Origin of the sequence: Streptomyces sp. MNU76, assembly GCF_020982545.1 — a bacterium.
In the GTDB taxonomy this organism is placed as follows: Bacteria; Actinomycetota; Actinomycetes; order Streptomycetales; family Streptomycetaceae; genus Streptomyces.
Genome location: NZ_JAJKLK010000003.1, coordinates 1,352,968 through 1,373,243, shown reverse-complemented (window position 1 = coordinate 1,373,243; position 20,276 = coordinate 1,352,968). Strand labels below are relative to the sequence as shown.

The 20,276-nt window shown below is 71.4% G+C and carries 24 protein-coding genes and 1 pseudogene; all 25 read left to right on the top strand.

The genetic code is table 11. The features are described from left to right. Nucleotides 1–82 precede the first annotated feature (82 nt). Nucleotides 83–397 carry a DUF6112 family protein gene (locus tag E4N62_RS12505; protein ID WP_152168840.1) on the top strand — a complete coding sequence of 105 codons (315 nt, stop codon included), beginning with the start codon at nt 83–85 and terminating at the stop codon, nt 395–397. Further along, nucleotides 397–1,089 (top strand): hypothetical protein, encoded by a 693-nt coding sequence (locus tag E4N62_RS12500; RefSeq protein ID WP_230213940.1) that lies wholly within the window; start codon nt 397–399, stop codon nt 1,087–1,089. The genes E4N62_RS12505 and E4N62_RS12500 overlap by 1 nt, the downstream gene beginning before the upstream one ends. A 36-nt stretch (nt 1,090–1,125) precedes the next feature. Next, nucleotides 1,126–2,505, top strand: coding sequence for an ATP-binding protein (locus E4N62_RS12495; protein ID WP_230213939.1), 1,380 nt, complete (start codon nt 1,126–1,128; stop codon nt 2,503–2,505). Between the two features lie 81 nt (nt 2,506–2,586). Continuing rightward, nucleotides 2,587–4,059 carry an SCO6880 family protein gene (locus tag E4N62_RS12490; protein ID WP_230213938.1) on the top strand — a complete coding sequence of 491 codons (1,473 nt, stop codon included), beginning with the start codon at nt 2,587–2,589 and terminating at the stop codon, nt 4,057–4,059. Between the two features lie 204 nt (nt 4,060–4,263). Further along, the gene (locus tag E4N62_RS12485; protein WP_230213937.1) at nt 4,264–4,590 is read left to right on the top strand and encodes a hypothetical protein; all 327 of its coding nucleotides are present in this window, start codon (nt 4,264–4,266) and stop codon (nt 4,588–4,590) included. 61 nt (nt 4,591–4,651) lie between these two features. Further along, a pseudogene (locus E4N62_RS12480) lies at nt 4,652–5,089 on the top strand (DUF6238 family protein); the annotation flags it as partial. 23 nt (nt 5,090–5,112) lie between these two features. Then, a complete protein-coding gene (locus E4N62_RS12475) occupies nt 5,113–5,652 on the top strand; it encodes a hypothetical protein (RefSeq protein WP_230213936.1) in 540 nt (179 codons plus the stop codon). 46 nt (nt 5,653–5,698) lie between these two features. Continuing rightward, nucleotides 5,699–7,213 carry a VirB4 family type IV secretion system protein gene (locus E4N62_RS12470; protein ID WP_230213935.1) on the top strand — a complete coding sequence of 505 codons (1,515 nt, stop codon included), beginning with the start codon at nt 5,699–5,701 and terminating at the stop codon, nt 7,211–7,213. Nucleotides 7,214–7,225: 12 nt separating this feature from the next. Further along, on the top strand, nt 7,226–7,684 hold the full coding sequence (locus E4N62_RS12465; RefSeq protein ID WP_230213934.1) for a hypothetical protein: 459 nt from the start codon (nt 7,226–7,228) through the stop codon (nt 7,682–7,684). Nucleotides 7,685–7,920: 236 nt separating this feature from the next. Next, complete coding sequence (locus tag E4N62_RS12460; protein WP_230213933.1) at nt 7,921–8,091, top strand: hypothetical protein; 171 nt, start codon at nt 7,921–7,923, stop codon at nt 8,089–8,091. After that, entirely contained in the window at nt 8,081–8,998 is a 918-nt protein-coding gene (locus E4N62_RS12455) for a hypothetical protein (protein ID WP_230213932.1), read from the top strand. Before E4N62_RS12460 ends, E4N62_RS12455 begins: the two co-directional genes overlap by 11 nt. A gap of 213 nt (nt 8,999–9,211) precedes the next feature. Beyond that, nucleotides 9,212–9,886 carry a hypothetical protein gene (locus E4N62_RS12450; protein ID WP_230213931.1) on the top strand — a complete coding sequence of 225 codons (675 nt, stop codon included), beginning with the start codon at nt 9,212–9,214 and terminating at the stop codon, nt 9,884–9,886. 215 nt (nt 9,887–10,101) lie between these two features. Continuing rightward, a complete protein-coding gene (locus E4N62_RS12445) occupies nt 10,102–10,863 on the top strand; it encodes a hypothetical protein (RefSeq protein ID WP_230213930.1) in 762 nt (253 codons plus the stop codon). Nucleotides 10,864–11,080: 217 nt separating this feature from the next. Then, nucleotides 11,081–11,224: a hypothetical protein gene (locus E4N62_RS12440; RefSeq protein WP_230213929.1), complete on the top strand. Its 144-nt coding sequence runs from the start codon at nt 11,081–11,083 to the stop codon at nt 11,222–11,224. Between the two features lie 147 nt (nt 11,225–11,371). Next, nucleotides 11,372–11,929, top strand: a complete 558-nt coding sequence (locus E4N62_RS12435) for a hypothetical protein (protein WP_230213928.1) — start codon at nt 11,372–11,374, stop codon at nt 11,927–11,929. Beyond that, nucleotides 11,920–12,624 (top strand): hypothetical protein, encoded by a 705-nt coding sequence (locus E4N62_RS12430; protein WP_230213927.1) that lies wholly within the window; start codon nt 11,920–11,922, stop codon nt 12,622–12,624. The genes E4N62_RS12435 and E4N62_RS12430 overlap by 10 nt, the downstream gene beginning before the upstream one ends. Nucleotides 12,625–12,689: 65 nt before the next feature. After that, the gene (locus E4N62_RS12425) at nt 12,690–13,262 is read left to right on the top strand and encodes a hypothetical protein (protein WP_230214107.1); all 573 of its coding nucleotides are present in this window, start codon (nt 12,690–12,692) and stop codon (nt 13,260–13,262) included. 49 nt (nt 13,263–13,311) lie between these two features. Next, complete coding sequence (locus E4N62_RS12420) at nt 13,312–14,064, top strand: glycosyltransferase (RefSeq protein ID WP_268269343.1); 753 nt, start codon at nt 13,312–13,314, stop codon at nt 14,062–14,064. Then, on the top strand, nt 14,064–14,594 hold the full coding sequence (locus tag E4N62_RS12415) for a hypothetical protein (RefSeq protein WP_230213925.1): 531 nt from the start codon (nt 14,064–14,066) through the stop codon (nt 14,592–14,594). The genes E4N62_RS12420 and E4N62_RS12415 overlap by 1 nt, the downstream gene beginning before the upstream one ends. 22 nt (nt 14,595–14,616) lie before the next feature. Then, nucleotides 14,617–14,760, top strand: coding sequence for a hypothetical protein (locus E4N62_RS12410; RefSeq protein WP_230213924.1), 144 nt, complete (start codon nt 14,617–14,619; stop codon nt 14,758–14,760). A 71-nt stretch (nt 14,761–14,831) separates the two neighbouring features. Continuing rightward, nucleotides 14,832–15,284 carry a hypothetical protein gene (locus E4N62_RS12405; protein ID WP_230214106.1) on the top strand — a complete coding sequence of 151 codons (453 nt, stop codon included), beginning with the start codon at nt 14,832–14,834 and terminating at the stop codon, nt 15,282–15,284. Beyond that, nucleotides 15,281–16,468 carry a hypothetical protein gene (locus E4N62_RS12400; RefSeq protein ID WP_230213923.1) on the top strand — a complete coding sequence of 396 codons (1,188 nt, stop codon included), beginning with the start codon at nt 15,281–15,283 and terminating at the stop codon, nt 16,466–16,468. The genes E4N62_RS12405 and E4N62_RS12400 overlap by 4 nt, the downstream gene beginning before the upstream one ends. A 431-nt stretch (nt 16,469–16,899) precedes the next feature. Next, nucleotides 16,900–17,121: a hypothetical protein gene (locus E4N62_RS12395; protein ID WP_230214105.1), complete on the top strand. Its 222-nt coding sequence runs from the start codon at nt 16,900–16,902 to the stop codon at nt 17,119–17,121. 206 nt (nt 17,122–17,327) lie between these two features. Further along, nucleotides 17,328–18,458, top strand: coding sequence for an AAA family ATPase (locus tag E4N62_RS12390; protein WP_230214104.1), 1,131 nt, complete (start codon nt 17,328–17,330; stop codon nt 18,456–18,458). Further along, nucleotides 18,455–20,254 (top strand): hypothetical protein, encoded by a 1,800-nt coding sequence (locus tag E4N62_RS12385; RefSeq protein ID WP_230213922.1) that lies wholly within the window; start codon nt 18,455–18,457, stop codon nt 20,252–20,254. Before E4N62_RS12390 ends, E4N62_RS12385 begins: the two co-directional genes overlap by 4 nt. Nucleotides 20,255–20,276 lie beyond the last annotated feature (22 nt).

The following is a 20,276-nucleotide window of genomic DNA, read 5'->3' as shown; positions in this document are numbered from 1 at the left end:
CCGAGCGCGCCTCCCTCTCCGCTTCCCCTCTTTCCGGCGGGCCCTCGCCTGGCCCGCGTATGCAAGGAGCCCCGCCACCCCTATGTCCGTCTCTCTCGCAGACCGCGTCATCCAGCTCGCCTATGACCCAGGAATCTCGCCCAAGGGCGGCGGGTTGCCTGGGCTGAGCGTGCTGAAGAACGTCGTCAACTCGATCAACCTGTTCGGGATCATCGCCGTCGTCGGCGCCCTCGCCGTCTCGCTCGGCGTATGGGCCTGGGGTCACCACACCGGTGGTCACCAGGCCGAGGCCAACGGCAAGAAGGGTGCGGTCGTGGCCGCGGGCGCCGCCCTCGGTCTGGGCGCCGCGAACGGCATCGTCGCCTTCTTCTCAGCCCTCGGTTCGCAGGTCCGCTGATGCGGAAACGAGTTCCCTCCTTTTCGCTGTCCTCGTACGGCGCAGGCTGGTCGGCCAACCGGCGCATCGCGATGGTCGCCTGCGTCCTCGCCGTCCTGCTCGGCATCGCCGGGATCGTCGCCCTGCTGACCGGCGGCAGGGACGGCCACCCGGTCCCGGACGCCGCCGCGCCCGCCCCGGTTCACAGCCCATCCTCCTCCGAGGCCGCGCCGGAGCCTTCCTCCGGATCCAGGTCGGTGCCCACGCCTCCGCAGATCGCCGAACCGGTCGCCTACTCCAAGGCGGCGGCGCAGATGCTGTGGTCCTACGACACCCGCGACACCAGCCGCGACCAGCAACTCGCCGGTATGCGCGCCTGGATGACCACGGAGACCAAGTACGCCGACTGGGCCTCGGTCTCCGGCCAGGTTCCCGATCCGGTGCTGTGGTCGCGGATGGCCGACCAGGACCAGCACGCCACTGCCAGCGTCACCGAGGGCCACTACCCCTCCGCGTTCAAGCAGGCACTGGCCGACGACCCGTCCGCGATCACCGAGGCGTACATCTACGTCGTCACCGTCAACGGTAAGCAGCAGATCGCCTGGAAGAAGGGCGGCGGCGGAGCCGAGGAACGCGCCGTGACCCTCGCCGTGCAGTGCCGCCCGAATCACGACTGCACCTTGGCCGCCATCGCTCCGAGCGTCACGCAGTGACCCGCGCCTGACACAAGAATGGAGGAGTAACTCCTCGTGGGTTTCTGTGATTTTCCCCTGGCGGACAAGCTGTGCGCCGTCGGCGACGCGGTGGATTTCGCCTCGGACCCGGGCAAGGCCATCGGCGACTGGATGGCGAAGTCGGCAGGTGAACTGGCAGCTGCCGCAGCCGATCTGGCGGCCGAGGCGGTCAACACCACCACCAAGGTCGATCTGAACGCCGGCTGGTTCCGCGACAACTACGAGATGCTCTTGCCGCTGGGCCTGGTTCTGCTGGTGGCGACGTTCTGCGCGCAGCTGGTCCGGGCCGCCGTCAGACGCGACGGACAAGCCCTCACACAGGCATTCACCGGCACCATGTCGGGCGTTCTGTTCGCCTTCTGCGCCATCGCCCTGACCACGGTTGCCGTCGAGGTGGTCGACGCCGTCTCCGACGGCCTGTTCAAAGCCGCGAACCTGGACATCGCGTCGGCGGTGCGCCGCATCGTGAAGGTGAACCAGATCGCCGGCCTGTCCGGACTGGGCTGGCTCGTTACGGTCGTCACCGGTCTCGGCGCCGCCCTCGGCGCCTTCCTCTACTGGTGCGTGATGATGGTCCGCAAGGTCGGCATCCTCGTCATGGTCACCCTGGCCATCTTCGCTTCCGCCGGCGGCGGGTGGGAGGTCGCACGCCGCTGGCGCAAGGGCTGGATCGAAGCCACCGCCACCCTCGTGGTCTCCAAGCTCCTGATGACCGTGATCTTCGTACTCGGTATCGCTGCCATGGGCAAAACCGAGGCCAAGGACGGCATCGCCGCTCTGGCCGACGTCATGTCCGGCATCGTGATCATGATCCTTGTCCTGCTGTGCCCGTACGCCGTCTTCAAGTTCGTGCACTGGGCGGCCGACGGCACCGACGGCGAGTCCATCCACCGGGCCGGTGGCGCTGGAGCCCAGATCGCCAAGGCCCACGCCGAGAAGGCCGCCCGCAAGGCCGCCGCAGCTGCTGCCACCGCCGGAACCGGTGGCGCTGCAGCCGGAGCAGGCGCCGCACCGCAGGGGCCCGACGCCGCTGGCGGGGGCGGTTTCCCCGGCGATGTCGCCGCCAACCCGACCGGTGGAGGCGGAGACGGCAGGGAAGGTTCGCAGGGCGGCGGGGGAACGGGCGTCTCGCCCGGTGGCGATGGCGTCAAGTCCGGTCTGGAGAAGGCCGTCCAGCCTGGGCCGACGAGCGTGTCGGACGACACCACCGGCCAGGTGGGCGGCAGCCCGGGTCCGGGCGGATCCGGCGCGAGCGCCGCGTCCGGCCAGGGCGGCGGATGGCAGTCCGCTCCGCCGACCACGACTCCGCCGCCGCAGGGCGCACCCCCGTCCTCCGGCTCACAGAACGCCACGTCCAGCGGGTCGGCATCACCGCCGCCACCGACCGGCCTCTGATCTACTGCCCGACTCCCGGGGGTGGGATGTGCACGCTCCCTCCCGCCCCTGGGTTCCACCCGCGCCTCCAGGAGCCGCCCCTTGACTGATCTCTCCGTCGCCCCGGTCACGGTGAAGTTCCCGCACCGGTCCCGCCGCGGCATCCTCCTCGGCCTCTCCTTGCCCCAACTCGTCCTCGTGTCGTGCACGTTGGCGCTGTTGCTGATGACGGTGATCTCCACCGGACTGCTCGGCGCCGTCGCCCTGGCCCCGCTGTGGGCTGCGTCGGGGGCGCTCGTCGCGATCCGCCGGCACGGCCGCTCACTGATCGACTGGGCGCCGATCGTCGCCCGCTACGCGCAGCGCCGCCGCACCGGCCAGATGCTCTGGCTCGCCCGGCCCCTCACTCGGCCCCGGCAGGACGGCATCCTTCACCTGCCCGGCACCGCCGCCTCGCTCAAGGTTGTCACCCCCGGCGACTCCGCCAACGGGGCTGCCGCCGTTTACGATCCGCACCGCCAGACCCTGACCGCCGTCGCCCGCGTCACATCCCGCGCATTCGCCCTGCTGGACGCCGCGACGCAGAACCACAACGTGAACGGCTGGGGGCGTGCGCTGGCGGGTATCGCCCGCACCGGGCACGTCGCCACCGTGCAGGTCCTGGAGCGCACGGTCCCTGACTCCGGCGACACCCTCGTCCGCCACTGGACTCAGCACGGCCAGCCCCAGACCCCGGTCGCCGGGCAGATCTACTCCGAGCTGGTCGCCTCCGCCGGCCCGGCCGCCGCCCCGCACGAGACCTACCTCGCCATCTCCCTCGATCTCAAGGCCGCCAAACGCCTGGTCTCCCAGGCCGGTGGAGGGCTGCCGGGCGCGTTCACCGTCATGGAGCAGACCACCGCCTCCGTCGCCCAGGCCGCCCGCAACGCCGGCCTGCTGGTCACCGGGTGGCTGAGCGCCCGGGAGATCGCCGCCGTGATCCGCACCGCCTACGACCCGCAGGCCCTCGCCGCGCTCCAGCAGTGGTCCGACACCGGCCGCACCGAGGCGGACCCGGCAGCCGCCGGGCCCGTCGTCCAGGTCGAGGAGTACGACCGGCTCGCCACCGACACCGCCCGCCACGCCACGTACTGGGTGGAGAACTGGCCGCGGACCGAGATGGGGGCCGGGTTTCTGCACCAGATCATGTTCACCGCCGGGGTCCGCCGCAGCCTCTCCCTTATATACGTGCCGCAGCAGCTCGAGTCCGCGCTGCGGGACGTCCAGCGGAAGAAGGCGGCGATCATCGCCGATGCCAACGAGCGCGCCCGCCGCGGCCAGGTCGACAGCGAGGAAGACTCCGTCGAGTACGCCGACGTCAAACAGCGCGAGCGCCAGCTCATCGCCGGGCACGCCGACGTCGCCCTGACCGGCCTGGTCACCGTCACCGCCGACACCGATGCCCTCCTCGACGCGGCCTGCGCGCAGATCGAGACCGCCGCCGTCACCGCCGGCGTCGACCTGCGCCGCCTCAACTACCAGCAGCCGACGGCCTTCACCCTCGCCGCCCTTCCCCTCGCCCGCACCGCTCTGTAACGCCCTTCCAGACTCCGGGACATGCGCTGACGTCCCTCAACGACGACGAGCTGAGACGCGAACTGCGCGCCCTGCTCACCTCCTGCCAGGAACTGGCCGCCCGCCACCGCGCCGCCCTCGATCAGCACCGCCCTTGAGGCCAGCGATCGGTTCGACACGGTGCTCAAACGCCACGCCGACCTCGTAGGCCCGACGGCTCCCCGTGTGTTCACGCTCACCTTTGCCGGACGCGAGCGGCACGACGGCCAGGCCCCGAGGAGCTTCGTCGTCAACGCCGCCAACCTCGACGACGCTGCCCGCGTGCTGGCCGGCCTCCCGAGCCAGCACGAGTGGTACCAAGCCGACGCCGCCCGCGCCGAGGAAGGCGCGGACGTCGTCTACATGCCGGAGCAGAGCCATGCCGGCCCGCGTTCCTCGGGCCACTTCGTCGACCGTCGCGGCGAACAGAGCCCGCGCCCGTCTTCAGGCCAACGCCACAGCGCCGTCCGCCGCCGTCCCGCCCGCCGCCACCGGTCCACGACCGGCCGCTGACCACCTCCCCGGCGGCAAGGACCCCCATTGACCCAACCCGCACCACTGAACTCGACGCGCACCCTACCTCCGCGCCGCCAGCGCCGGAGTCCGCCATCACACCCGGGCCCTGGCCCGGTCAGCGCCCCCCTCCCCAGCGCCGGTGGATCGCGTGCACCTCGACGTGGTGCACGCCCATCTGACCGCGCTGCACCACCTGCTCGACCAGCTCGCCGACCTCGCCCGGCCCCCGCACCCCGCCGCCGGACGACACCTCGCCACCGCGCGCACCCGGCTGTTCCAAGCCGCCGCCAGCGTGCACGACGCCTTCCATCTCCTGCCCGTCGCGGACGAGACCCCGACGGACACGGACTGCCACCCCGAGCGGCTGCCCGAGGGACCGCCCGTCCTGACCATCTGCCAGCGACACCTGGCCGCAGGCCACGTCGTCCGCCGCAAGACCACCCCGAGCGACCTCAACACCCCGCTGCACGGCCACACCACCACCTGCAGCCAGTAACCCCCACCACCGAAAGGCCCTCAATGCGCGCCCTGAAGCGCTCCACCTCCGCTGCCGTCATACTCGCCGCACTCGCTGGCACCGCCGCCCTGGCCACCGCCACCCCGGCATCCGCCGCCAGCTACCACTGCAAGACCAGCAGCCACTCCGTCGACGACCCGTCGTACAACGGCCCCGACTCCGACAACTGGGACTTCGAGGTGACGCTCTGCGCCATGCGCTCCGGCGGCACCATCTACACCACCGCCACCGTGTACTGGGACGGCCCGTACACGGCCAAGAACCGCAACACCTACACCTTCAACAAGGCCAAGTTCCAGCTCCAGACCAAGCGCAGCGTCAGCGGCACGGACCCGGTCGTGAAGTCCGCCGCCTACACCGGGCTTGAGTACACGCTCGAACACAGCAACAGCTACGGCAACGGCTACTACTCGACCGGAACCCTCAAGTACCCGGCTGGATCCGGCCGTTACCTCGCCGACGGCTACATCCGGCTGGACTGGAGCGGTGACGGCAAGGACTACCGCAGCCCGGCTCTGTTCACTGCCTCACCGGTCGTCTGACACCAGCACCGCGTCCAGACCGCCGTCACGTGAAAGCCGCCCTGCTATGAGCCACCGGCCCGCGCGCCGAGCCCGTCGCGCCTCGGCATCTCCCTTGTTCACCCCGCACGGCACCGACCGCGCCTCCCGCAGGGCCGCCCGACAGCAGCTCGCCGAGGCCACCGCCAAGGCCCGCGTCGAAGCCGCCGCCCATACCAGCGGCGCCGACGTGGAGGAGCGGCAGATGCCGCCGCCTCTCTTCCCGCCCGCCGGGCGGCCCGGGCCCGCGTCCTCCCGCAACAACAAGCTCAAGCTGCCCGCCCACCGCATGACCACCGCCACCGCAAGCGGGGCCTATCCCTTTCTCGCCGAAGGCGGCCTCGGCGCCGAGGGCATCTACATCGGCCGCGACGTCCACGCTGAAGCGAGCTTCGTCTTCGACCCGTTCGCGCTGTACGGCAGGGTCGAGGGCTTCACCAACCCCAACGTGCTGTTGGCCGGCGTGATCGGGCAGGGCAAGAGCGCGTTGGCCAAGAGCTTCGCGCTGCGATCGATCGCCTTCGGATACCGGGTCTACGTCCCGTGTGATCCCAAGGGTGAATGGACTCCCGTGGCACAGGCGCTGGGCGGCACCTCGATCGCAGTCGGTCCCGGGCTGCCAGGCAAGCTGAATCCCCTGGACGCGGCGCCGCGACCGCCGTCGGTCTCCGAGACGGACTGGGCGGGTGAGATCCGCAAGCGCCGTCTGCTGCTGCTCGGCTCGCTGGCCCGCACCGTGCTCGGGCGGGACCTGCTGCCGATGGAGCACACCGGCCTCGACGTGGCTCTGGACGCCGTCGTCACCCGCGCCGCCGAGAGCGGACGCACCCCGCTGCTCGGCGACATCGCCGTCATGCTCAACAACCCCGCCGAACTCGACACGGCCGGCGGCATCATGTCCGGCCGCCTCGGCGACGCCTCCCGCGACCTGGCCCACGCCATGCGCCGCCTCGTCCACGGCGACCTCGCCGGGATGTTCGACGCCCCGAGCACCGTCACGTTCGACCCCAGCTCGCCGATGCTGACCATCGACCTGTCCCGCCTGGGCGGATCCGGCGACGACACTGCCCTCGTCCTCGCCATGACCTGCGCCTCGGCATGGATGGAGTCCGCGCTGTCCGACCCGAACGGCGGCCGGCGTTGGATCGTCTACGACGAAGCCTGGCGCCTGATGCGCCACCCCGGCCTCCTGCAGCGCATGCAGTCCCAGTGGAAGCTCAGCCGCGGCCTGGGCATCGCCAACCTCATGGTCATCCACCGACTGTCCGACCTGCTCACCGCAGGCGACGCCGGATCCCGCGGACGCGCTCTGGCCGAAGGTCTGCTCGCCGACTGCTCCACCCGCATCATCTACCGGCAGGAGACCGACCAACTCCACGGGGCAGCAGCACTGCTGGGGCTGACCTCGGTGGAGACCGAAGCGATCTCCCACCTCAACCGCGGGCGCGGGCTGTGGAAGGTCGCCGGACGATCTTTCATCGTCCAACATCAACTCCACCCGCACGAGCTGGCGCTCTTCGACACCGACGCCCGCATGCACTAACGCAAAAGACTCATGAAACCTGATATCCAGCGTGAACTGATCCCGCGCGCCACCACCCTCCACCTCATCGACGCGCTCAACGCCGTAAGGGGCAGACTCTCCGGCGCGTTCGAGCAGTGGGAACTGCTGGACGACACCGGTCACGTCCCGGCCTCGCCGTCCTACACCGCGCTTCTCCAATACGTCACCGACGCACAGGCTCTCTCCCGTGATGTCGTCCAGCTGACCGCAGACTTCGCCCGGACCACCTCCAGTACGAACCGTGCCAGCAGCGCCGTCCTCGCCCATCTGGCGTCGGCGGTCACCTTGTCGAGCCAGGCCCGTACCGCACTTCGCCGAGACCGCGCAGACCGCGCTCTCACTGCCCCGGCCGGGCGGAGAGAACGACAGCTACGTCCGGGACAACCGCATGGTCGTCGAACATGCGACGGCGCGTGCCTGTCTGCGGCGCGCGTCGCAGGTGCTCGGTGACGCAGTCCAGGAACTCACCGACCACCTCGACTTCCACCGCTTCTTCCTCACGCCCTCCCACCGCCAGAGCCCGGCGCCACCGCCCGTCAACAAAAACCACGCCCGAACCGGGCGGTCGCCACCGCTGACCTGGGCAGACCCCCACCCCTTCAAGGAGTCCCCTGAACCGCCCCGCCCACTTCAACGACGCCGACTGGGCCGACTACCAGCAGTGCCAGGCCGAGCACGACGACCTCATGGCACAGATCGCCGAACGCGAAGCCCAGATGGAGCACGGCCTGATCGCCGCCTACGACGAGTACGAACTCGATTTCAGTCCGGTGCCGAAGCCGGAAACCGACCCCGCTCGCCGGATACCTCCGCCCCACCGCACGCCGGCCTCCCGCCGGAGGAACCGTGGCCGCTGACCAGGAGAGCACTCCAGACGCCCGCCGCGTGACTCCGCTCGCACCGCTTCCCGACCATCACAACGTGGGCACCCCGTGGTGGCAGGAGCTGTGGCACCGCCACGCGCACATCACCACGCCGCTGCGAGAGCGCGGGCTGGAGTGCGACATCGAGTTCGGGCTCAGCGCCTACATCGTGCGCGTATCGCTCCCCGACGACAGTTACCTGATCATCGGTCCGCCGCAGGAGCCCCCCTCCGACCGCCCGCCCGGCAGCCCGGAGGGCTGGATCGCGACCCGCGAGCACCCCGACGACCCCTCGTTGTTCGAGGTCCTCTACGACTCGGTGCCCTCCGCCGACCCCGGTGCACCTGACCGGCCCGAAACCCGGCATGGCGGCAGCGCCCGGCCCCTGGTCGAGGCGATCGAACATCGCCTCGACCAGCTCGGGCTGCTGCCGACTCCCTCCTCGCCCACCGCCCGTACAGCGGTGTCCGCAACTGAGCCGACGCTCCGCACCCCCAAACCCCTGGACGGCTGCGGCAGCGCGGACCGCACCTTCGTCTACGGCGACGTGCTCCTCGCGCTCACCGACCGGCTCAACGCCGCCGAGTCGTCTACGGACGCCGCCGCCCTGCTGCACCAGATCCTGGACCCCACCAGCGGCCTGCTGGAACGGCTCGGCGAGTTCTTCGAAGCAGCCGCGGAAAAGGCCAAGGAATCCGAGCAGGACGACGGATTCGACCTCCACTACGACCTCCAGGACGCCGCGGCCACCCTGCGCAGTCTCGGCGAGGACCTGCACACCGCTGTCGACCGCATGCGTGCCCTGGCCCCCGCGCGTCGGATCACCCGGACCGGTCTCCCGCCGGGCCCGAGTCCGGGGCCACCGACGGCGACCACCCCCATGCCCGGCCGCACACGGTGAACCAGGCACACCCGACGCTCACCGCGCCCTCGCCCGGCTCAAAGACCAGGAACGTGCCGCCTTCCCGAAATGGCGAGGTCCACCAGCCGCAGGCTCCACTTCGCGGACTTCCGCCCGGCCGGCAGGTGGCCCGGACGGCGGTCGGCGTCGCCTCCGGGGAGGTCCACGGTGCGCTACCTCGGCACTCCCTCGGGGCCTGAGATACGGGCTGCGATGAGCGCCGGACGCATCGGCTGCATGACCACCCCCGCGCAAGGCAGCCGGATCCCCGAGGGTGCGCTGTATGCCTGTGACAACTCCAAGTTCGGCAGCGACGGACGTGGCCGCTACTGGCCCGGCGCCGAAGCGTGGTTCGCCTGGCTGCGCCGGACCGTTGAACGGTACGGGCCGGATCGCTGCCTGTGGGCGCTCGCCCCGGACGAGCCGTTCGACGCCGCCGGCACCCTCACCGAGTCCCTGCCGTGGCTGGCCCGCATCCGCGACCTGGGCGTGCCCGCGGCCTACGCGGCCCAGGACGGCTGCGATGCCCCCGGGCTGCTGCCCTGGGACGACTTCGACGTCCTGTTCCTGGCCGGATCGACCGAGTGGAAACTCGGCCCCGTAGCCGAACAGCTCGCCCGCGAGGCGAAGTCCCGCGGCAAAGGCGTGCACATGGGCCGCGTCAACTCCCGGATCAGGCTGGGGATAGCCGAGTGGTTCGGCTGCGACAGCGCCGACGGCACCTACCTCGCGTTCGGGCCCGACAAGAACCTGCCCAAACTCCTGAGCTGGCTCGACGAACTCGATGGCCGCCCCTCCCTCGTCGGCGGCACACACCCTCCCCGCCCCGGACGCACCGTCATCGGCTCCGCCTGCGCGAGCAGACCTCGGCCGACGCAGCATGCCTGATCACGAGGCTGCCACGAGGTTGAAGAAGCACCCGCTCACGGCGAGAACCGATCCCGCCCCCGTCCTCCCGACAACACGAGGTCCACGTGCCAGAACCCGCTGAACAGCCGACGCCGTACCGGCCGCAGGAGCTGACCGTCTCATCAACGTCCGGTACCAACTCCACCCGCACGCGCGCCGCGTTGCCCGGCGCCGACGGGCCCGCAGGCGAGCGCATGCCCCCCATCAGCCTCGGCGATCATGAACAGGTCGGTGTCATCGCCGTCACCAGCACCGACGCCCCCGCGGCAGCCCACACGCTCCTGGCCGAGCACGGCTTCTGGCGCCCACGCGGTGTCTTCGGCTCCGTCCTGATCCACGACAGGTACGACCACGACGTTCCGGCCCGGCTCAGGCGGTTCCTCGCCGATGCCGACCGGCAAGGCATCGGCGTGGAATACCATCTGCCCCGCATCCTCGCGGACGCCGGTTCTCCCGCTGCGGGCAAGCGAGTCGAAGAACTGTGGCGCGACAACCAGCAACGGGAGTACCGCCGTTGCCAGCGTGAGGCAGTCCGCATCGCCACCTTTGGCAGCGATCTGGAGTCCCTCGCCCATGGCCTGTGTCACCGTCTGCCCGGCGAATGGGGCTCCCACGTAACCGACTTCGCCGATCCGGACAGCCAGCTCGACTTCTTCGACGACCTGTGGGACAACGCGTCTCTGGCCAGCGCCTGGATGCAATTCCGCGTTCCCCGCGCCGCGATCCTCACCGGCCCCGATCGCCTTGAGCTCGTCGTGATCGACCGCCCGCTGCACCGCGGGCAGGTCCTCGTCGGTGCGCTGTCCCTGTACGGCATCACCCACGACTACTTCGGCGACGACAACGCCCCGCACGCGATCGCGGTCCCCTCCGACGCCGTCCGCGCCGCACACATGGTCTCCCGGCGGTTCCTGCCCCGCTACCACCAGGCCGCCCAACGCCTCAGGAACCCGTGAGCGCATCCCGCACCGACCTGTCCGCCTTCGCCACCGCCCTCGCCCGGCACCTGCCTGGACAGTGGCTCCGAAAGTACGAAGGCTTCCCTCCTCCCAAGAACCACCGGTTGAGCGAACCCAGCCCGAGCCCCCGCACCGGTTGCCCCCACCGGAGGTCGCTCACACCCTCATGCTGAGCTGGTACCCCGACGGGGTTGTGGGCGCACCGTATCGGTCGGTGCCCGAAGACGCCCGCATGGTGCTGTTCGGCTGCCGTTTCCAGTACAGCCCGCACGAGTCGGCGTTCGTCCTGCCCGCCTCCTACAGCACCAGTGACCGCGCCGTGCTCATCCAGACCGCCGTGCGGCTGCTCACCAGTTAGGGCATCGGCGTTAACTTCCGCCACGCCGCCTCACCGAATCTCCGCCCAGCCGACCCTTCCACCGACGACCAGGCCCGATCTGCCGCCGACGCCGCCGAACCCGCCGGCCACAGCCCGGCGGTAGCCCGGCCGATCCCCCTCTCGGAGATGCCGCTGTCCGACCTCGACCAGCGATTGCTGCTGCACTCCGTGGCCGACCGGCTCAACACCGTCGCCGACCATCTCCCGCTCCCCGACCAGTTCACGCCGCCCCCCGATCCGGGGCTGAGCGAGATCCTCGACGACGAGGTCCGCCACCTCGCCCGCCTGCTCGGCTACCTGGCCGGCGAGCACGCCTTCCGACACCGGGCCGCCACCCGCTACCCGAACCGGGTCACGACCATCAGCCGCCGCACCGCCCTCACGATCGCCAGCGCCGCCGAACCCACCGCAGCTGCGCTCGCGGCGCTCGGCTCCGCCGTCCACCACCTCGGCCGCTTGGCCGACCTCGCCCACCAGGCGCCGAGCCCCGCTAGGGCCCGGGCGACCGCCGCCGCGCATGACGCACTCGCGGACCGCATGGTAGGCGCCCGTACGCACCTGGCCCGTGCGTCGAAACAGCTGCGCACCGCAGCCGACACCTGGACGGCACCGATCCTCACCACGCCGCCGCCTGCACCTCCCATCCCAACGACGCACCGCCCGAGGAACCGCCCTTGCACATAACCGAGTTCACCGACGCACTCGCCGAACGGCTCCCCGGCTGGCGCCCCTCAAGCACTGCGGTGGCCATCGCCGACGACCCGGCAGCCAACCGGATCTGGGACAGCGGCCCCCTGCCGTACACCTCCTTCGAGACCACCGATGTCCACCGTGGCGTGCTCACCCACCACTGGGGGCTGCAGCTGTACGTCATGCCCCGCCCTCACCGGCCGGGCGAGTACCTGGCGCTGCCGATGCTGCCCGCCAACACCAGCCACCAGCACACCCAGGGCCTCAAAGCCCCGCGCGGCATCGCCCTACCCGCCGACCCCGTCCGGGCCACGGCCCTGCTGAAGCGCCGGCTGCTGCACGACTACCGCTTCACCTCCCCCACCGCGATCCGGCGCAGCAGCCCCGGCCACCTCCAGGTCCACGTCGCCTTCGACGCCGACCGGCGTCCGCGGATCCGCTCCGGCTACATCGGCGCCAACAGCGCTCTGCTCCGCGGTGGTTTCCAGCTCGACCCGGCCACCGGCGAATGCCACCTCCCCGACACCCTCACACCCACGCAGACCCGGCATCAGCTGGTCAGGGCCGTGCAGCACCTGCGCCATCGCGACTTCCACATCGTCATGCACTACGCCGAAGGACCGCGCTCCCACCCCTTCCCGGGTCAACCCCGCAGGGATGGGCCGGTGAGCCAGAGCCACCACCCCTGACCCCGCAGGGTCAACCACCACCCGCCTGCACGTCCTTGGAGAACCCTCTGGCCACGCGCTCCTTCATCGCCCGCCCCACCACCGGAACGGGATACAGCGGCATTTACGTCCAGCTTGACGGCGTACCCAGCCACCACCTCCCGCTGCTCCTGGCCGCCTACCAGTACAAGTTCGGACGCGACGTGGAAGCCATGTCCCGTCACCTCATCGACGACGTCGCCGTCGGCTGGGACGAGCTCGGCACCGACCTCCTCGACGGCGCCCCGCCCTCGCTCGTGGCCACGCTGACCGGCGGCGAGCAGTGGCCCAGCCGTCACCTCGACCACCTCATCACCCCGGACGGCTCCCCGCCGGTGCGCATGTCGGTCACCGACGAGACCGCCGACAAGCAGGACATGCAGTGGGGGTACATCCTGCACAAGGAGGGCATCGAGGTGATCAGCCTCCTCCACGAGGACATCGGCCCGGTCGTGGACTGGGCCGTCGACCCGCGCACCGCCTTCACCGACCACCCGGCGGCCTGGTCCTCCCTCGACCCCGCACCGGTTATCCGGGCATCGCGCAGCACGCCGCCCCTAGGCGCTCCCTCTGCATCCCCGGCGAAGGCCCACGCCCCGCGTCCCGCCACGCGCCGCTAGTTCACTCCCGTCTTCCCGGAGCCTCCCCCTGCCCTCGCACACCCCGCCCCTGATCACCGTCGTCATCGCCAGCCGCCTGCGCGAAGACCGGCTCGACTACCTGACCGCCATGCACGCCAGCCTCACCCGGCAGTCCGTGCCGTGGGAGGCCGTGATCGCGCTCGACGGTGCATCGCCGGACCGCCTGCCCGACCCGCTCGCGCAGGACTCCCGCGTCCGCACGCTCGCTCTGCCCCGCCCGGTCGGCGCCGCCTGCGCCCGGAACCTGGCCCTCGCCCATGTCCGCACCCGGTACACCAACTGGGCAGACGACGATGACGAGTTCATCGACGACGCCATGTCCGTACGGCTGAACATCCTGGAATCGACGGGGGTCGGCTGGTGTGCGGGATGGAGCGAGGACCTGCACCCCGACGGCTCGACCACCCTGTGGCGATGCCCCGCCCCGCCCGGCCGGCACGAGGCCGGCGACGTGTGGACGTACTGGAAGTCACCGGCGGACACCATCCCCATCGGGCCGACCACGATCCTCGCCCGCACCGACCTGGTGCGCGCCGCTCCGATGGGCGGGCTCGTCCAGGGCGAGGACTACTGCGCCGCCCTCGGCGTCACCAGCCTCGCCCCCGGGATCCTGCTTCCCCGGCCGGTCTACCGGTACCGCAAACACCCAGGCCAGATGACCCGCCAGGACGCCTATGACGTCCTGGAGCCGGAGGCTCGGCGGCATGCGTGGAACTACGGACGCAGCCTGCGAGCCGCCCTCCGCGCCCGGGACACAAGCGCTGCGGCCGGGGTGGTCTGATGTCTTCCTCCGTCACTCCGGCCACATTCGACTGTCTGGCCAGGCGTCTGGAGGAACTGGCCGCCTCATTCCCCACCAGCCCCGACGCCGTCGACCTGATCACGCTCACCGACGACATCGGCGTCCTGGCCCACCATCTGCAGCACACCATCGAACGCGCGCAGGAACGGTTCACCACACCGCAGACGGTCTACCCGCCCGAACGCGTCGCCCTGGTCCAGCTCGCCCAGGCCACCGCCGGGATCACACGAGGTCTGGACACACTCGCCCAAGCCCTGACCTACGCCACGACCGGCTTCCAGCGCGAGGCCGTGGAGGATCTCGCCCACTCGCCGCTGCGCAACGACCCCGAAGTCCTGCGGATCATGACGGCCGAGAAATATGTCGCGGCCCGCGCACGCCTGCGCCACACCGCCGCCGCCCTGCGCGCGCCCTCCGCCCCGGCACCGCCTGGGCCGTCCGCACCGCGCACGACCGGCCCGCGGACCCAGCCAGCCGCCGTCCAGTCACGGCAGCCGAACCGCCACTGAACGACACCAGCAGACCCCGGGGATGCCCCCGAACCCCCTGGCCGCCATCGCCCACGGCGGGCGGTACCAGTGGGCCAACACCACCTTGGACCAGGCCGGATTCGCCGAACGGGACGACGGAAGCGACAGCACGCCCGGCCCTCCGCCGGCGGACCCGCCCCCTTGAGACCAGCTCGGCGTACCACGACCCGTCCGCCGTCCCCTCGCCGCTGACCAGCAGAAAGAAGGAATCCTTCCCTGTCCGACCACTTCCGCTTCCGTGCCCATCCCGAACACGGTTTCGTCGCCACCGCCGCACCGAGCTTCACCCCTCACCTGGCCGAGTGGTTCCTCGTCCGCGAGCAGTTCGAGCCCGTCCCCTTTTCGCCGGGCCTGTACCGGCTCACCGAGCCGGAACGCGATGGGCTGCGCCGTACCCGCCAAGCCGTCCACGACCTGCGCCGCCTCGGCTACAGCGTGCAGGCCGACATTCGCCCCGACCCGTCCCTCTCCGCCGAGCCACCGCGCCCGGACAGGCCGAACGGGCTACAGGAGCGCCGCAGCCGTCTCGCCCAAGCCGCAGCCGGCCGAACGACGCAGCGGGCCACACCGCCCACCACTTCCCCGCCCTCGGCCCGACCGATCCCACCGAAGCCCACCTACGCACCGACCGTCCACCTGACGGCCTCGGGCACTGGACGGTCCCGATGACGCCCGCGAGGAATCCGGCCCCGGACGGCTCCGTCCCGGTGACACCGGAACTCGCGGACGGTGCACGCAATTTCCGGCTGCGGATGGCGGTCATCGACCGCGAGAGCGAGGCCGCGCTCGACATGGCATGCGACCGCTACGGTCGCACCGTCCACGCAGGCGCCGCGGCAGCCGCACGAGCCCACCGCAACAGGGCGGCGGTGGAGGCGTACACCACACACCTCGCCCCGCACGCCGACACTCTGCTCGACGCCGCCCGCCGTGCGCTCGACGAGCTGCCACCCGCCCGGCACCTGGCCGGGTGGCGGGCCGTGCTGGACGGCCTGGCCGCCTCCGCCGCCGAGATCCGCCGGGCCCTCGACCGGACGGACACCCCCGGCTCCCCGGCCGAACGCGCGCAGCACTCGACCCTGTGGCCGCACCTCGCCGCCTGGGCGGATCACAGCTTCATCGCCAGCGACCTCGCCGACCAGACCAAGCACCACCCCAGGGCCCCGCTGACGGGCGAGGAACAGCGGACGTGGACGCAGAGGGCCCGGGCCGCGCAGCAGCGAGGCGAGCTGGAGCTGACCGAGTCGTGGTACACCGCCGACGGGCAGCCGATCACCCTCGCCCACCTCGTCGAGAACGACGACTCGACGCTGGTCGCGCTACGAGGTGACCCGGACGCACCGGGCTGGCAGGTGATCGGGCACTACGCCCACGAATACGAGGCAGGGAAAGCACTGCCTGCCCCGGTCCCGCCCGGTGTGCTGCGCGCGGACGTCTCCCGGTTCAACCGCCCTGCGCCCGCCCCGGAGGTGTCGCTGCAGGAACTCATCCGCGACGTGGTCGAAGGCCGAACCGCAGGAGACGCCTCCGAAGCTCTCCTCGGCGCCGTCCAGCGCGGCTACATCTCGGGGCCGATGGTCCGTCTCCAGGAACTCCTCGAAACGAGTGGCCAGTTCGCCGGCGCGCTGGAGACCATGCAGGGCCGCCAGATCGCCGCCCGCCTTGCGGCGCTGGGCCGACAGATCGAGTTCCTCACCCGCGAAGTCGAGGAGGCGGCCGAGGACCTCGGCGCGACCGTCGCCGTCCTGCCACCTCACCGCACCCCCGTGCTGCGCATCCGCCCGCGTCCGGCCGTGGACACCACACCACCGACGCCGCCGCCCCGCACCAGCACGCCCGTGCGCCACCGCTAAGCACCGAAGGCACCGACGACCCCGGCACCGGGCATCACCTACAGCACGGTGCCGGACTGCCCGCACGTCGCTCGCCTCCTCTGCGGCGCCTCACCCCCGCAAGCCGGCACCGCCGCTCACTCCGAAGCCAGCACAAAGACGCCCTGATCAGGCGCAAACCCCCTACCTTCAACCCCTTTGAGGAGATCCGTTTATGGCCGTGTTGGTACACCCGGCTGTCAGAACGTGCGGAAGGGCGAGTCAGGTAGCTGCGGGGCGGTGAGGCCCGCCCTGGAGCATGTCGGCAGTCATTGGCCATCGTTCGTGGTCCAGCCACGCACCGTTGATGTGCTGGAAGCCCGGGCCCGCTGCGCCTTCGCCCAACACCCCACCGCTTTCCCGCCACCACCGATAGGAGATCCGCCGTGCCCGAAGCACCGGCAGAGCCGTTCATGACGATCCGGCACACCATCACCGGCGAGATCACCACCACCGGCTACAACGCCGCCGCCCGGCGGATCCTGCTCCAGGCCGGCTTCGAAGAGACGCCCAGCTGCGCCTGCCGAGCGACACAACCCGGTACGCAGCACCCGCACGGGCCTGCCCGGCAGCCGGCGAGCTGCTCGTCGCCAGCCATCCCCTGCACCTGGACCAAGCCCTCGGTCGGCCGGTGAGCGCCGACGGTACGCCCCGGTCGGCCCGGTCGCCGATGTCGGCACAGTCCGTGATCCGCTCCGAGAGCGGCCGGCCTCTCCAGCGCATCGCCAACCCCGCCCGCACCCGCACCCGCACCCGCACCTGTTGAAGGATTCTCGTTTTGACCACACCCGGAACGCCTGCCGGTCCAGCGCGGACCAAGGGCGGTGAACTACGGGCCAAGGTGGCTCGACTGCTGGCCGACCGGTCGGCGGACACGCTCACCATCGGAGACATGGCCCGGCAGCTGGGCCACTCCCACGGCGCCGTCCGCAACGCCGCCCTCACCCTGGTGCGACGCGGCGAGGCCGCCCAAGGCGGAAGCGGACAACCGGAGTTCCGCGCGAACGCGAAGACCGCCGCAGCCGCGCAGACCGCTGTGATCAGCCCACCGGGCACCCACGCTCCCCGCGCCCAGACGACTACGGCCCCCACGGCCCGCACGCCCAGGCAGACCGGCCCGATCCGCCGCGCGGGGGGCCAGCTCTACCACCCCCGGGAGCTGGCCGATCTGCCCGACGTCGAGGCGTTGAACCGCCTGCGCGACGCCGACGTGCCGGTGCTGCTCTACGGCCCTCCGGGCACCGGCAAGACGAGTCTGGTCGAGGCGGCGTTCGAGGACCTGCTCACCGTCGCCGGTGACGGCGACACCACGGTCGGCGACTTGATCGGCGAGTACACACAGAACGACGCGGGAGCCTACGTCTTCCAGTACGGTCCGCTGGTCACCGCGATGACCGAGGGCCGCGCCCTGCTGATCGACGATGCCACCTTGATCTCACCGAAGGTCCTGGCGGCGCTGTATCCCGCGATGGACGGGCGCAGGCAGATCCAGGTCAAGGCCCACAAGGGCGAGACCATCAAGGCCGAGCCGGGCTTCTACGTGGTGGCGGGCCACAATCCCGGCGTCCACGGGGCGGTTTTGACGGAGGCGCTCGCGAGCCGGTTTAGCGTGCAGATCCAGATCGGCACGGACTATGACCTCGCCCTGGCGCTGAGGATCGATGCCCGGGTGGTCCGGGTCGCCCGACACCTCGCCCACCAGGTCGAACTCGGCGAGCTGGGCTGGGCCCCCCAACTGCGGGAACTGCTCAGCTACCAGAAGACCGAGGCCGTCCTCGGCACCAAAGCCGCGCTCGCGAACCTCGTCGGCATCGCTCCTGTGGAGGATCGCGACGCCGTCGCCGCCGCCGTCATCAAGGCTGCCGGCATCAAGAAGATCGCTCCTCTCACCCTCGGCAAGCAGCTCCCCGCCTCAGCCGCCCGGCAGCCCCCGGGCAGCACCGGCTCCGCACACCGGGGCCGCTCGCGATGAGCGCCCACCACCACGTCCAACCGTCCGCCACCACCCGGGACGACGACGCCGACCTCGCGCGATGGGACGACGACGGCGCCCCGCCCGCGCAACCCCGTTCCTCCCCGGCCGCGTGGCTGCGCGTGGGAGCCGAACTCGGCGACCGGCTGGTCGCCCTCTCCGGCCGCCAGGACCTCCTCGTCACCTGCCGCCCCGGCACGCGCAGCGGCGCACCGGCCGCGTTCTTCCCCACGCTGGGCGAGGTCGAGTTCGACGCTGGCCTGTTCGCCCCCCTCCAGCCTCACGAGATCCATCCGCGGATCGTGGGCGACGAGGAGCGGTATCCCGCCGCCTGGGGAGTGTTCGTCCACGAGGCCGCGCACGCGGCCCACTCCGTCTGGACACCGTCTGCCGGAGCGGACCCCCGTGTCGTCGAGGCCGCGCTCCTGCTGGAGGAGAGCCGTGTCGAAGGCGCACACCTGATCACGCGGCCCACGGACCGCACGTACCTGCGCACCAGTGCCCGAACCCTGGTCATGCCCGACATCGCCCACCCCGCCCTGAAGGGCATCGAGCACGCCGCCGGCGTGGCGGCCCTGGTCCTGGGCCGCCGTGACGTCGGCATCCTGGACGCCGGCGAGACCCGGGCCGTCGCCGATCTGTGCGAAAAGGTGCTGGGCGCCAACCTGTTGGCCACCCTCACCCGCATCTGGACCGCAGCCCACCGGTGCGCCGACGACGACGCCACGACCATGCTCGCGCACGCTCAAGAGTGGTGCGACGCTCTGGACGCCGCGGCCCCCGCCCTGCCCGTGCCGGAGAACTTGGCCGATCTGCTGTGCGGCGCCGTGGGGGTCGTCATGGACAGCACGGCAGCCACCGACGCCGCCGGCCTCGCGGCACAGGCCGCAGCGGCCAACGCCATCGCCGCGCAGTCCACGGCGCAGGCTCAGGACCGCGCCCAGCGGGCCGGCCGGCGACGCAAAGCCGCCGCCACCGCCAAGTCGGTCTTCAACACCCGTGGCACCACCGTCACCCCCGACGGCACACCGGCGCCTCGTAGCAGCCCGGTCACCGGCACCCGCAGGCCCACCGCCGCCGAGCAGAGTGCCGCCGCGCGCCTGAGCCGCGCCCTGCGCGCCGCCGCCTACCGCGAACGGACCGAGGAACGGACCACCAGCGCCACCCCGCCCGGCCGCCTGAACATGCGCGCGGCCCTCGCCCGCGACGCTCAACGCGCGGCCGGGTCGGTCCCCACCGCACAACCGTTCACCCACACCCGCCGCCGGAACTCCCCCACCCCACCGCTTCGTGTGGGTATCGCCGTCGACGTCTCCGGCTCCATGCGTGCCGCCTGCGCGCCCGTCGCGTCCGCTGCCTGGATCGTGGCACGCGCAGCAGCCCTGACCGATCCCGACTCCCTCACCGCCACCATCGCCTATGACAGGCACCTGACCGCACTCACGCGGCCCACCCACCGAGCACCGGAGCGCGTGACGACGTTCGAAGCCAACGGCGGCCACCACAACCTCGGCGACGCCATCGACGCACTCGACCATGGCCTCGGACTCAGCTGCCCCGGCGCCGGCCGCCTCCTCGTGATCGTCACCGACGCCCGGTACCGCAGCGACGAAACCGCTTCTGCCGTCACCCGCGTCAAGCAGCTCACGACCGCCGGCTGCGCCGTACTCCAACTCACCCTCACCGCGAAGTCCCAGCATCTGCCGGGGACCACCCTGCTGCACCTGCCCCAGCCCTCCAGCGCTCCCGCCGCCATCGCCACGGCGGCAACAGACGCCATCCGCAGAACACGCTGAGACGACGCAGGGCGGAAGCGTC